At 43.5% G+C, this 13,598-nt stretch carries 13 protein-coding genes (1 of these 13 cut by a window edge); 9 read left to right on the top strand and 4 right to left on the bottom strand.

Annotation, left to right across the window (positions count from 1 at the left end):
- Positions 1–13: 13 nt before the first annotated feature.
- Positions 14–487 (bottom strand): transcription elongation factor GreB, encoded by a 474-nt coding sequence (gene greB, locus AC5FX4_RS01055; RefSeq protein WP_493604703.1) that lies wholly within the window; start codon positions 485–487, stop codon positions 14–16.
- 158 nt (positions 488–645) lie between these two features.
- Here greB and ompR point away from each other — a divergent pair, with 158 nt between their 5' ends.
- Genes ompR through AC5FX4_RS01040 form a run of 3 tightly spaced genes read left to right on the top strand, consistent with a single transcriptional unit; the run spans position 646 to position 3,460 of the window.
- Positions 646–1,365 carry an osmolarity response regulator transcription factor OmpR gene (ompR, locus tag AC5FX4_RS01050; protein WP_476294135.1) on the top strand — a complete coding sequence of 240 codons (720 nt, stop codon included), beginning with the start codon at positions 646–648 and terminating at the stop codon, positions 1,363–1,365.
- A gap of 8 nt (positions 1,366–1,373) precedes the next feature.
- The gene (envZ, locus tag AC5FX4_RS01045; RefSeq protein ID WP_493604702.1) at positions 1,374–2,678 is read left to right on the top strand and encodes a two-component system sensor histidine kinase EnvZ; all 1,305 of its coding nucleotides are present in this window, start codon (positions 1,374–1,376) and stop codon (positions 2,676–2,678) included.
- 11 nt (positions 2,679–2,689) lie between these two features.
- Positions 2,690–3,460, top strand: a complete 771-nt coding sequence (locus tag AC5FX4_RS01040) for a Rossmann-fold NAD(P)-binding domain-containing protein (RefSeq protein WP_493607750.1) — start codon at positions 2,690–2,692, stop codon at positions 3,458–3,460.
- Here the strand turns inward: AC5FX4_RS01040 and hutC are convergent.
- Positions 3,457–4,185: a histidine utilization transcriptional repressor HutC gene (gene hutC, locus AC5FX4_RS01035; protein ID WP_493607749.1), complete on the bottom strand. Its 729-nt coding sequence runs from the start codon at positions 4,183–4,185 to the stop codon at positions 3,457–3,459. The genes AC5FX4_RS01040 and hutC overlap by 4 nt on opposite strands.
- Before the next feature lie 110 nt (positions 4,186–4,295).
- Between hutC and hutI the strand changes: the two genes are divergently transcribed.
- Entirely contained in the window at positions 4,296–5,522 is a 1,227-nt protein-coding gene (hutI, locus tag AC5FX4_RS01030; protein WP_493604701.1) for an imidazolonepropionase, read from the top strand.
- 22 nt (positions 5,523–5,544) lie between these two features.
- Positions 5,545–7,314 carry an EAL domain-containing protein gene (locus AC5FX4_RS01025; protein ID WP_493604700.1) on the top strand — a complete coding sequence of 590 codons (1,770 nt, stop codon included), beginning with the start codon at positions 5,545–5,547 and terminating at the stop codon, positions 7,312–7,314.
- On the opposite strand, the gene AC5FX4_RS01020 is transcribed toward AC5FX4_RS01025, so the two are convergent.
- Positions 7,311–8,360 (bottom strand): formimidoylglutamase, encoded by a 1,050-nt coding sequence (locus AC5FX4_RS01020; protein ID WP_493604699.1) that lies wholly within the window; start codon positions 8,358–8,360, stop codon positions 7,311–7,313. The genes AC5FX4_RS01025 and AC5FX4_RS01020 overlap by 4 nt on opposite strands.
- 5 nt (positions 8,361–8,365) lie before the next feature.
- A complete protein-coding gene (gene rraA, locus AC5FX4_RS01015; protein ID WP_493604698.1) occupies positions 8,366–8,866 on the bottom strand; it encodes a ribonuclease E activity regulator RraA in 501 nt (166 codons plus the stop codon).
- Positions 8,867–9,028: 162 nt separating this feature from the next.
- Between rraA and AC5FX4_RS01010 the strand changes: the two genes are divergently transcribed.
- The 4 genes from AC5FX4_RS01010 to AC5FX4_RS00995 form a co-directional block, all read left to right on the top strand.
- Positions 9,029–9,550: a phosphatase PAP2 family protein gene (locus AC5FX4_RS01010; RefSeq protein ID WP_493604697.1), complete on the top strand. Its 522-nt coding sequence runs from the start codon at positions 9,029–9,031 to the stop codon at positions 9,548–9,550.
- Positions 9,547–10,599, top strand: coding sequence for an MJ1255/VC2487 family glycosyltransferase (locus AC5FX4_RS01005; protein WP_493604696.1), 1,053 nt, complete (start codon positions 9,547–9,549; stop codon positions 10,597–10,599). Before AC5FX4_RS01010 ends, AC5FX4_RS01005 begins: the two co-directional genes overlap by 4 nt.
- 95 nt (positions 10,600–10,694) lie before the next feature.
- A complete protein-coding gene (locus AC5FX4_RS01000) occupies positions 10,695–12,575 on the top strand; it encodes a methyl-accepting chemotaxis protein (RefSeq protein WP_493604695.1) in 1,881 nt (626 codons plus the stop codon).
- Positions 12,576–13,005: 430 nt separating this feature from the next.
- Positions 13,006–13,598 carry the 5' portion of a M23 family metallopeptidase gene (locus AC5FX4_RS00995; protein WP_493604694.1) on the top strand. The gene runs 481 nt beyond the window's last position, so the window shows 593 of its 1,074 coding nt (coding positions 1–593); it begins with the start codon at positions 13,006–13,008; the stop codon falls past the right edge of the window.

The following is a 13,598-nucleotide window of genomic DNA, read 5'->3' as shown; positions in this document are numbered from 1 at the left end:
TTGAATAAGAAGCTTAGATGCTGTACTCGATGCTGTTTACAAACCAAGTCTTTTCGCCCTCAGGGGTGCGGACCACAAACTCATCATCAACTTGTTTACCAAGCAACGCCCTCGCCATTGGCGCATCAATAGAAATATAGTCTTTGCGGTCATATATCTCGTCTGGGCCAACGATCCGAAAGCGTTTGGTATCGCCTTGTTCATTTTCAATTTCAACCCAAGCACCAAAGTAGACTTTTCCAGCTTGCTGTTCTGAATACTCGACGATTTTCAGGTCGGGTAAGCGTTTACGCAAATAACGTACTCTGCGGTCTATTTGCCTGAGTAAACGTTTATTGAAGGTATAGTCAGCGTTCTCCGAGCGATCACCTAAGCTTGCTGCCCAAGTCACAATTTTTGTTATTTCGGGTCGTTTTTCATGCCATAAATGGTCATGCTCTTGCTGTAATTGTCGGTAACCTTCAGGGGTGATCAGATTTGTTTTCATAGTTTCTAAAACTGCCAGTGCGCTGCATTGATGCGTTCGGTATTATGACTTTTCTAAATTGTTACGTTCAGTAACAAAACTTCTTATTGGTATGGTGTCTAGTTGACCATTTTTCAATTATATTAAGCGAAGGTAATTTATAACAAGAAGAATGTAGTATGGGAAATGAAACTACCAAAGTACTGGTTGTAGATGATGACATGCGTCTACGAAGTCTTTTAGAACGTTATTTGGTTGAACAAGGTTTTATTGTACGTAGTGCGGCGAACAGTGAACAAATGGACAGGCTCTTAGAGCGCGAAAATTTTCATGTTATGGTACTTGATTTGATGTTACCGGGTGAAGATGGTTTGTCTATTTGCCGCCGTTTGCGTCAAAAGGAAAATGACATCCCTATTGTGATGCTGACGGCGAAAGGGGATGAGGTAGACCGCATTATTGGCCTAGAGCTGGGTGCTGACGACTACATTCCTAAACCTTTTAATCCTAGAGAGCTGTTGGCGCGTATTAAAGCGATTTTACGTCGTCGCGCAAAAGAGGTTCCAGGTGCACCGTCTGCAGAAGAAAACGAAGTCGCGTTTGGTATTTTTAAGCTTAATTTGGCAACCAGAGAAATGCACAAAGGCGATGAGGTACTGTCATTGACCAGTGGCGAGTTTGCGGTGCTAAAAGCATTAGTAAGCCATCCAAGAGAGCCGCTCAGTCGCGACAAGCTGATGAATCTCGCTCGGGGTCGTGACTACAGTGCACTTGAGCGCAGTATCGATGTGCAGGTATCGAGGTTGCGTCGCATGATTGAAGAAGATGCTGCTAACCCTCGTTATATTCAGACCGTTTGGGGACTGGGTTACGTATTTGTACCTGACGGTGGAAAATAGTCGTCGTTATGAGTTTATTTCCAAGAAGTGCCTTTGGGCAAACCGTGTTTTTTGTCGGGGCACTGTTGTTGATCAATCAAATTGTGTCCTACATCACTGTCACACTTTACGTTTTTAAGCCCACCTTTGAACAAGTTAATCTGATGCTTGCGAAACAAGTAAAAACCGTGTTTATCGATTGGGAAGAAGGCGGAGATGTCAGCTCTGAGCTTTCCGATAAGTTTTTTGAGATCACCGGTATTGAAGTGATGACACAGCGACAAGCGTATATCAATGGGCTAGACCGCGCCAAAGAATACAGTTTGCTCTCAAAAAGCATGTCTGAACAGTTAAATGGTTCAGCCAGAGTACGAATTAGTCAAGGAGATCCAATTGTATACTGGGTCGAGGCTCCGCAAGCGCCGGGCTACTGGGTAAGGGTACCGCTTACAGGGCTCAGTGAGACGAAACTGGAATTTTTGGTCTTTTATTTGTCTAGTATCGGTTTTTTGAGTGTATTAGGTGGCTGGTGGTTTGCTCGACACTTGAATCGACCTTTAAAAGCGCTACAAACAGCGGCGGGGCGTGTTGGTGTTGGAGACTTTTCCACCCGACTGGTCGAGCATGGATCGACGGAAGTCATGGAAGTAACCCGAGCATTTAATCAGATGTCAAAAGGGATTGCTGAGTTGGAAGATGATCGCCGTTTACTCATGGCGGGCGTTTCTCATGATCTACGCACACCACTGACACGTATTAGACTTGCCACTGAGATGATGGCGGACGAAGAGGATTATCTCAAAGAAGGGATCATCGACGATATCGATGATATGAATGCAATCATCGACCAGTTTATCGAATATTTGCGCCACCACCACAGTGGTGAAATGAATTATGAAGACCTCAACGGTTTGGTTGAAGATGTCGTCACGGCAGAGAAAAAGCACAAACGTACAATCAAAATGGTACTTGGTCCGGATGTACCACCAGTACTCATGAATATGGTAGCGATGAAGCGGGTGATCACAAATATGATCGAAAATGCTATTCGCTATTCTGATGAAGCAATCGAAGTGACGACGCGTTATAACCCTCGTAAAAAAGGGATCGAAATTTGTGTCAAAGACAGAGGCCCAGGCATACCGGAAAGTGAATTAGAGCGTGTATTTGAGCCGTTTAAACAAGGGGACCAAGCGCGAGGGAGTGAAGGTAGCGGTTTAGGTTTGGCTATTATCAAACGCATCGTAACAACTCATGGTGGTCAGGTTCGATTGCGTAACCGAGAAGTAGGCGGGCTTAGTGCAGAGGTATTTTTACCTGTTGTGAAGCGGTGAACAAAAGGGCAATAACAAGCGTGATGAATAAGTTAGTTGTACTTGGAGCGGGTTGGTTGGGGAAGCCATTATGCCAACAAGCATTAAATTTAGGCTGGCAAGTGCAGGGTACTCGCACAAACCCCAGCGGTGAGCACAGCTTTGAAAAGCAGCTTTATCTTGATGGGGAAAACTTGGTTCACGATATTTCACTGCGCGATGCTTGGTGGGTATGTGCCATTCCACCAAGAGCGAGAAAGCAAGAGAGCAATTATCTTTCATTGTTAAAGCAAGTGCTTACTTTAAGTAATCATTTTGAAGCAAAAGGCTTTTTGCTATGCTCGAGCAGCGGCGTATACCCCGAGTCGAGTGGTCACTACACTGAGCAAAGTGACACAAGTGTAGCCACCCAACGACAAGACATTTTGCTTGATGCAGAGCAGCAAGTATTAGCGTGTAACGGTAAAGTATTGCGTCTAGCTGGTTTGGTTGGGCCAAACCGTGAGCCTGGGCGCTTTGTTGCTGGTAAGCAATTGGGAAGTTCGTCACACAGCTTGGTCAATATGGTCCATCAACAGGATGTTATTAATGGCATATTCTGCGTACTGGAAACATGGCGCGAAGCACAACCTATTTATAACCTGTGCCATCCATCTCACCCTACACGTCAAGATTACTATGAGCACAAGTGTCAGCAGCATGGAACGCAAGCACCAACATTCTCTAGTGATCAGGTTATAGAGCGCATCATAAATGGCTCAGCGATTACAAAACTGGGTTTCGAATATCAGCATAATATCTAGGTGACACGCGGCTCGTTTTTTCTAAATGTAAGATGGCCGCCTAAGCGATACTTACTGCCAGGAGAAATAAGTCGCGTGAAACTCACAATACCAGCAGATGACCAAGTTCGCCGTATCACTTGTAAACAGGGCTCTTCGTTAAATAGTCCAAGCCACTGACACACTTCACTATTAGGCATAACCGCTTCGACAGTGTGTCTGGCTTCGGTTAGTGGCGCCACAGCTGACAGATATTCATGTGGTGTGAGTAAGTTAAAATCTTGCTGTAAATAATCTCTAGCCAAAGCTGGATTAACGAAACGTTCTTCGACTTGAATCGGTATCTCGTTTTCATTGTGAATGATCACGCTACGGTATACTTGACTATCAATATCCACACCCAATGCGATAGCGATAGGAGCGATCGCCGAGATAGACTCGAGCGACAAAACATTACTCGAATAGTGGCCGTTTCTTTGCGCGACCTCATCGGCAATATTTTTGATTTCCAGTAGCGATGACTGTGATTTAAAACTCGCGACAAAGGTGCCAAGGCCTTGACTGCGCGTCAATATACCAGAGTCGGTCAACTCAGTAAGTGCTCTACGTGCTGTCATCCTACTTACCTTGAATTGATCGGCTAGCTCATTTTCCGAAGGAACTCGCTGGTTTTCTTTCCATTGACCTGCTCGAATGTGATCAACAATATGTTGTTTGATGAGGGCAAACTTGGGCTGCTGTGTCATGGCCAGTACGTTCAATAAAAATGACATAAAAATAAAGGTGGCACACTTCTATTGTATATACAAGTGGAGTTGCTAAACTCGTAGGCAGTTTTAATTTTAAAGAGAAAGTTATGCTCAATGTAGACTTTGTGATCATTAACGCGACTGTAGCAACAATGGATCCTGCTAACTCAGCTGCTTATGGCTTGATAGAGCAAGGCGCGGTTATGGTGAAAGAAGGTAAAATTGTTTGGCTAGGCGAGCAGCAAGCGATGCCAGAATTCGATGCGCTAAATACCCCTCTGCACGATGCGAAAGGGCGTTTGTTGACCCCTGGGTTGATCGACTGCCATACCCATATTCTATTTGCAGGCAATCGTGCCGGAGAGTTTGAGCAACGCCTCAATGGCGTGTCTTACCAGCAAATCGCACAGCAAGGAGGTGGCATTGCTAGTACAGTGAGCGCAACACGACAAGCGGATATGGAAACGTTGTTTGTGAAAGGAAAAACACGGTTAAACAGTTTGCTTCGTGAAGGGGTAACAACCGTTGAGAGTAAATCAGGTTATGGCCTTGATAGCGAGAACGAAATTAAGCTATTAGAAGTGAACAAGCAGTTGAACGAACATCATCCAATTGATATTCAAAGTACATTTCTAGGTGCGCACGCACTCCCCCCTGAATACAAAGATAGAGCAGACGACTATATCACACTTGTATGTGAAGAAATGCTGCCGAAGGTAGCGGAACAAAAATTAGCGGTTGCTGTGGATGCATTTTGTGAAAACGTCGGATTTAGCTATGAACAAACTAAGCGTGTATTTGAAAAAGCACAGCAGCTTGGCTTGAAAATAAAATGCCATGCCGAACAACTATCCAATCAGCACGGCAGTGAGCTGGTGGCGCAATTTGGTGGTTTATCAGCAGATCACATTGAATACCTTGATGAGCAAGGTATTCAGGCGATGGCGAAAGCGGGCACCACGGCGGTTGTATTACCGGGAGCATTCTACTTTTTACGCGAAACGCAATTGCCACCCATTGAGCTGTTGAGAAAACACAAAGTACCGATGGCGATTGCGAGTGATTTTAACCCCGGCACAGCGCCGCTTTGCTCGTTACGGTTGATGCTTAATATGGCGTGTACTTTGTTTAAAATGACACCTCTAGAAGCGCTACAGGGCGTGACGGTGAATGCGGCAAAAGCCTTGGGATTACAAGATCGCGGGGTTTTAAAAGTAGGTATGCGTGCCGATATGGCACTATGGGATGTGACGCATCCAGCCGAATTGAGTTATCAATTTGGTATTAGCGACCTATCAAATTTGTGGATCTCGGGTAAACTTATTCAATACTGATAGATTTGCATATGGGAAAGAGGTGGTCGTAGAGTCGTCTTTTTGGTCTGCTGTTATTTCGCACGCATATAGTGATGTAACTACGCTACCTATTTCTTTGCTTCAAGCAATATTACTGGGCGGTATTGGCGCATCGGGGATAGCGCTTATTCTGTTAACAAAAGATGTACTGCTAAAAATGCTTCATGCAGTACTTTTTGGGGTCGCACTCACACTCCTTCTCCTTAACTCACCTTTAGCTTTATATCTGCTAAGTACAATACTCATCGTTTATTTTATTTATGCGCTTTTTCATTCCATTTCGTTTCTGGTGAAACTGACAGTCACAGCGATCGTTTTCGATATTGTGCTGCTTATTGGTGCCGTGCTCTATTTATGGCCACTGAGCTTGTCTGCACTGTCATTGTTACCGGTCTATTTAGGTTTACTGTACCTAACCAATCAAAGTGAGGAAGAGGTGCAAAGTGGGCCTATTTCAAGAACAAGTATCTCGGGTGATACCTTAGGGTTGCCCAATCGGGCAAGTTTACGAGAAGCCTATAAAACACAGCGACAAATCGATCCAGGCCCGGCCATGCTAGTGATTGTGTTTTTAGAGGGAATTGAACAAGTCAATATTCATCTTGGTCGAGAGTTTGGTGATACCTTACTTGCCGAGTCAGCAAATAGGATCAAGCAGCAACTTCATGATAAGCATATTTTCTCTATGCCGTCAGGAGATTCAATTTCAAGAGTTGCCCATTTAGGAGGGCTATATTTTGCTTTTGTATGCAGTACGGCAAACAATTCGTCTTTGCATGAACAGTTAATCAACGATATTTTACTCAGTACCGCTCAGCCTTTTTATGTGAATAACTGCACCCTTGAGGTCTCTGCACGAGCTAGTTATGTGAATTGCTATGAAGAGTCAGGGCAATTTGATAATTTAATCGCGTGTGCTTACCTCGCTTTGGATAGCTTACCAAGCCATACCCTATGCCCATACCAGCAACATATGCAAATTAGCCAGTTAGAAAAAAGAGCAAGAATAAGAGAGCTGGCAAATATTACTGTACAAGAAGAGTTTGAAGTTTATTTCCAGCCTGCTTTTAAAAATCAGGGAGGGGAGATCGCTTTTATGGAACTGCTATTGCGTTGGCCTCATCCGAAGCTAGGCCTTTTGACCGCGGAGCAGTTTATTGACGATATTCGTCTTGCAGGGCTTGCCATGCCAGTTGCCTATTTTATGATTGAGCGTGCTGCAGAAATGGCAATGGCATTGAAGATGGAGAACTTTAATATTCCTTTGAGTATCAATGTATTTGGTTCTGAAATGTTACGAGAAGACTTTATTCGCTTTATGGATAGAGTTTTACTTGAACATCATTTACAAAGCGGTGATATTCATCTGGAATATGCATCACCAACCTTCGCGACAGCCAAGTCTCATAATCAGCTTCGCATCGAAGAGCTTAGGGAGTTGGGCGTGCACATTGGGATTGATCGCTTTGGTGAGTCGCCAATTGTGTTGTCAACACTCGCAGATCTGAATGTCGATTATATCAAACTTGCACCTTCACTCACCCGGCAACCTCAACCAGAGGGGGTTGAGCATGTTGTGGCTGAGTTGGTTGCTATGCAACAACAAAGAGGCATTAAAATTATCTGTGGTGGTATTGAAAATAAACCGCAGTTAGATTTTGCCAATAAACTTAAACCAGACGCTGTTCAGGGGCATTTATTAGAGCATCCCATAAGTAGCAAAGGACTTATGAGCTGGGTACACCAATGGTATTTTGAGCAGAATAATTAGGATGCCTTGCCTTTGAGGTAACTACACACCAAACCACTGAGCACCTGCCCGGCTTCTACAATACCTTGTTCTAAACCTTGAGGGTGATTACCAGGTGCCGCTTCACACAGGTGTAAATAGCGCGCACTGGGCTGTTTGGCGCCTAAATACACAAAATGCTCCGCGTCATTGACACTAAATCCACAATTAGTAAAGGCGCTAACGGGCATATAACTAATACTATCTACATCGACTTCAATGCCAATAGGTGCTGCATTGGCAAACCGTTTCAAGCCAATCTCACACGCTTCGGTTAAGCTATGTGTTCTGGACACTAAAATATCTTGATAGCTTGAGTAGCTAAATTTGGCTGCCTTTAACGCATTCACAATTGCTTGGTTGTTTTTTTGCTCATGCATACCAACGACATGATAGTCGGACAAAAAACCTTGCTGATAAGCATAATGAAAGCCATTACCACTGTGGCGACCTTCTAACGCACGAAAATCTGCATGAGGATCAAAATTGATGGCGTGGCAGGCCATTTTGCTGACTTGCGACAGTGATTTCAAAATGCCGTAGCAATTGTTGTGGCCACCGCCAATAATGATGGGCTCAAGTCCTGCTGCAAATACCATTTTTAATACAGATTCGACGCGCTCATCAATTTGGCTGCATAGTGCTCTGAGCTCATCCAGATGTTGCGGGACTTTATTGTCTAAACCTGTACTTGCATGTTGTAGGTCGTCGCAGGTGATTTCCCCTAATAGCAACACATTGCTGGGAGTGAGAAACTCATTACATGGCAAGTTTAAAAAACGTTTTAAGAATGCTTGCCAGCCAAGTGTTGCACCACCGTTACCACAATTTGCGCGCGGACCAATGTCTTCATTAATTGCAATTAATACATACTTGATCCCAAAAGCCATCGCATCTTTTAGAGCGGCTTCAACTTGCGCATTGGGGTCCAAAAAAGTGAGTGCTTGCCAAAAGCGTTGTTCATTTTCACGGGGAGTAGCAAGGCTCGCGATGTCAGCCTCGCTATAAACTTGTAACCAATCACTCATGCAGATTATTCTTGCTCTTCGGGTTCTAATAGCAGTTCTTCTGCCGATATAACGATACCCGTACTATCGGCATATAAGTAGTCATCTTCAAAAAACGATACGCCGGCAAAGTTAACAGGGATACCTTGTTCTCCAGCGCCTTCACTGTCAGCGGCGACGGGAATAGAGGCAATGGCTTGGATACCCAAATCACACTCTTCCAGCTCATCGACATGGCGTACGGCACCGTATACAACGATACCTTGCCAGTTATTCTCTACCGCTAGTTCCGCAAGGTCGATGTCGATAAGGGCGCGTCGGGTCGAGCCACCGCCATCGATAAGCAATACTCGGCCAGTTCCATCTTGCTCTAATACGCTTTGAATGAGCTCGTTATTTTCAAAACACTTTAGAGTTGTAATGCGTCCACAAAATGAAGGTTGACCACCAAAGTTGATGAACATAGGTTCAAGTACGTCAACTACGTCGGGAAAGTGATCACATAAATCGGAAGTGTTGTAATCCATTCTTTTATCCTCTGAAAATAACACAAGTCAGGGTCAGTATACTCCCATATCACACCTTAGCAATGATAAACAGCAACTTACATATTTGTGTCTTGAAAATGTCACGTTTTTGTTATTTAGCTCTTCTATGCTGAATTTATACACAACATGTGGGCTAACGTCATGAAGGGCAAAATAGCGGAACTTGATACAGCACTGTACTTTGCGGTTTTTACACCGAGTCCAAAGCATTGGTGGCGACTCGCTGCGCTAGGGTTATCAAAAAGTGGCAATGGCGGACTATATGTATTGCTCGCACTGTTTTGTGCGATTTTTCTAGAGCAACTAGGGCAGATCTTTGCACTAACCGCCATTATGGCATTTGCCCTAGAGCGCCCATTGTATTTTTATTTGAAAAAGCGTATTGCACGTATCAGACCCTGTGATTGTTATGCACAAAAAGCGCTGTTGACACCTGGAGACAAATTTAGCCTACCTTCGGGTCATAGTGCAGGGGCTTGGTTGTATGCGACTTGTTTGATGGAACATTTACCTATTTTGTCGATCCCTCTGATGGTCTGGGCATCTGGTGTGTCTTTATCTCGGGTCGTGGTTGGTGTGCATTATCCTCTTGATGTCGTTGTTGGCGCATTAATGGGAGTAGGGTGTGCTAGTTTGGCAATTGGTTTTGTAGGAATGCTATGAAGATTTTGTATGGGGTACAAGGGACGGGAAACGGACATACGACTCGAGCCCGAATTATGGCGTCTTGTTTTGCGCAACATGGCATTCAGGTGGATTATTTGTTTTCAGGAAGAGCAAAAAGCAAATATTTTGACATGGATGTATTTGGTAATTATCAAACACGAGAGGGCATTAGTTTTGCGTCTCAAGGCGGTAAAATCAATCAATTGGATACCTTAAGGCAGCTCAAGTTATTTCGCCTTTACAAGGATATACGTCAATTGGATGTTTCTGGCTATGATTTGGTGTTCAATGATTTCGAACCCGTAACAGCATGGGCTGGGAAGCTCGCAAAGGTACCTGTGATTGCAATGAGTCATCAGGCTGCCTTTTTGTCGCCAGAAGTGCCTGTGGAAGGAGCCGGTTTGTTTAAACGCACCTTCATCAAACAATTTGCTCCTGCTGATATCCACCTTGGTGTACACTGGCTACCGTACGCAGACAATATCATTCCACCTTTTATTCCATATGAAGCACCCAATAATCAGTGCCAGTCAATTGCGAATAAAGTCTTAGTTTATTTACCTTTCGAAGATTTAAATAAGATCATTGAGCTACTCAAAGATTTTCCCGACAAAGAGTTTTATTGTTATCACCCAGATGCACAGAACCAGTCATTAGCGCACATTCATTTACGTGCACCGAGTCGAGAGGGCTTTTTGAAAGACTTAGCAAATTCCAGTGGCGTAGTCGCCAATGCGGGTTTTGAGCTTTCTAGCGAAGCCATGAAATTTGGCAAAAAACTGTTATTAAAACCACTTAGTGGCCAATTTGAGCAATTATCCAATGCATCCACTTTAGAAGAAATGGGCAGAGCCAAAGTGATGCATTACTTGAGCTCCAATGCGTTGGAAGAATTCTTGGAGCAGCCAATAGCGGAAGTTGTTCACTTCCCATCAGATCCTACCCCGTTAGTCAATTGGCTGGTTGGTAAACAATGGCATGATGTCGGTGCACTGCATCAACTATTGTGGCAATCAGTTCAGCAAAAGGTGTCAAACGCTGCATAATTGATCAAGCTCACTTACTCTATTATTTTATCGTAAGCAGTAAGCGAGCTTCTCAGCTATACTATTACCTAATAGAACAATGTTTAGGTAACAGTATGGCATTATTAGAAAATCTTACAATTAAGCGACGACTGCAACTCAACGCGCTTGTTGTCGGTGTTGCACTAGTTGTGATGCTTTTTGTGATCATGTATGAAGCAAAAACTATGCTTCGTTTAAATGACGGCATTCAATATTCAAAGGAGTTGGATGTTCGCGAATTAACCATGCGAAAGCATGAGAAAAACTTTCTCTTTTATAAAGAACCCGAAGCGCTCGAGCAGTTTAATGAAGAGTACCAGCAACTCAAGAATACCATTATTTTGCTGGAAGACGTGTTTGAAGAGTTTGACATTGATAAGAGTAAAATAGCAGAATTCAAGCGGCTTGCTGAACAATATAACTCCGATTTTCAACATGTTGTTAAATTACAGAAAAACATAGGTCTTCATCCCAAAGATGCGCTGTATGGCGAATTGCGAGGGGCTGTTCATGAGGTTGAAACGTTACTTAAAGAGCGTGAAAACCATGAGCTGCTTGTCACCATGCTGCAGCTGCGCCGTGCAGAGAAAGATTTTATGTTACGACTTGATACTAAATATCAAGCCAAACTGTCTGAGATAGTGCCTAAGTTTTCACAGCAAATTAAAGCTGCGGGATTTCCTCGGGATTATGAATCAAAGCTGCTTGAATTACTCAATGTGTATCACACGAAATTTAATAATCTAGTTGATGCACAAGTGCAACTGGGGTTAAGTCTGACTGATGGCGCGCTAGGTAAAATGAAAAAAAGCGTTGAACAAAGTGATAAGTTGGTGACGGATGTTGTAACGCAAACCAAACAGGCCATTGAAGATACGTCGACGAGTGTGCAGTACATCGCATTTATCATTTTTGCTCTTGCTGCGGTTATTGTCATGCTATTGGTGCTATCAACCAGCAACTCTATTATTAGACCTGTGGAGCGAGTATATCTTACGATTGAACGGATCCGTCGCGAGAACAATTTAGGTTTGTTGATAGAGCAAAGTGGTAATGATGAAATCACCATTATGACGCGTGACTTCAATAGTCTCATTAATGATTTCAAGATCCTTATTTCTGAAGTTAATTCCGCCTTAGAAACGATTAATGATGCGACCTCTCATCTGACTGAGTCCACAGCTCAAACAAGCGCTGGAATGAACGAACAGTTACATGAGGCTGATATGGTGGCCACAGCAGCAACGCAAATGCAGGCAACCATTCAAGATATTTCTCATAACACCGAAGCGGCTTCACAAAAAGCAGAGTTTACGAATAACAATGCACAACAAGGCCGTCATGAAGTGGATGCGACCATTAAGCATATTATTGCCCTTTCGGAATCCTTGAGTGGCGCGTCTGATGTTGTATCCCAACTTGAAAAAGATGGCGAAACAATAGGCTCAGTGCTTGATGTGATCAGAGGAATTGCTGAGCAGACAAATTTACTGGCGCTAAATGCCGCAATTGAGGCGGCGCGTGCCGGCGAGCAAGGGCGAGGGTTCGCAGTGGTTGCTGATGAAGTCCGATCGTTAGCGCAGCGAACCCAAGACTCAACTCGAGAAATAGAAAGTATCATTTCGACATTGCAGCAACGTACGCGCGAAGTGGTGAATATAATGCAGCAATGTCGAAATCAAGGTGGGGAAAGTGTTTCTCAGGCTGAAAAGGCGGGTGAATTGTTGGGTATGATCACTGAGGATGTACAAACTATCATGGACATGAGTACACATATCGCGACAGCCATTGATGAACAAAATCAGGTGGCAAGCGAAGTGAATAAAAATGTGGTTCGTATTCGCGATATTGCCCAGATCGCTTCTCAGCATGCCAATGCAAATGCACAAAGCAGTGAAGAAGTCGCTGAGCAGGCGAAAGTGTTAAGAGATGCAGTTGCTAAATACAAAGTGTAGAACTTAGCTGTTATGTCACAATAGTAATGCCGCTGTCTCAGCGGCATTTTATTCATAGTCATTTTCCTCATATTCGAAGCACAAGGCTTAATTCAATAGACATATTGCTTTTCAAATTTTCTTCTAAAGGTAATGTAAAAGAGAACGTGCAGATTCTTTTACAGCGAGTGAATTTAGAGTTCTTGTTATTTTACAAATATTACACTAATTTAACTTTTGCGGTGGTTATTAAACGCCGATATGTTTTGTTGGTGGTTTTTCACGCGTGTACGAACGACTGTTTTATGATCTTGGTTTGAGTCACCGCCTCTACGTAGTAACAAGGTTATTAGAATAATCGTGTATGCGATGCTGTTGAGGCTGTGTTTTGTGCCTATATGTGAGTTGTCTGGACAAGGTTATCGGTCATTCAGTTCGAACGGAGGGAATAATGAAAACACTAATATGTCTTTTTGGCTTATCGTTTAGCATGCAAGGAATGACACACTCACTCATGCCTGATATTGATGTAGGGAAGTATGATTCAGCGTTTTTATCAAACCAAAGCATGCCTAAATTAGTGGACGATAACAATTTCGTATATCGTCCCACGGTGAATCCATTTGTGATGTCTGAATATTTTTCAGCGTATCCACAGTGGCAGCCCTTGGAAGAAGCATTGTTGCATTGGAGTGGGGCTTTTGGAGTAGACCCTCGCGTGGTGCTTACGACAATTGTCATTTCAAAAAATTGGTCACCTAAACTGGAAGCCAATGCGCTATTAATAGACGTTTATCGACAAGAGATAAAAGTGGTTGCAGATCACTTGTCACAAATGTTTTATCATTTTGATAAAGATGGGGTATTAAGTACCAATGCTGCATCGTACGCGATTGCTTCTTTGTTTGGTGATAAAAAGCAAATAGTGCAATGGCAAGAGCAATACAACACTTGGTTTGGTCAACAAACTACAGCAGATAGTCTTAATGCTTCAGCAATACCACAAATGCAGTGGCCATGGCGAGCTGGGTATAGCTGGACGCC

Source organism: Pseudoalteromonas sp. ATL1 (genome assembly GCF_058933015.1).
Note: the sequence above shows the minus strand (reverse complement) of the source record. Positions and strands in the feature narration are given on the sequence as shown.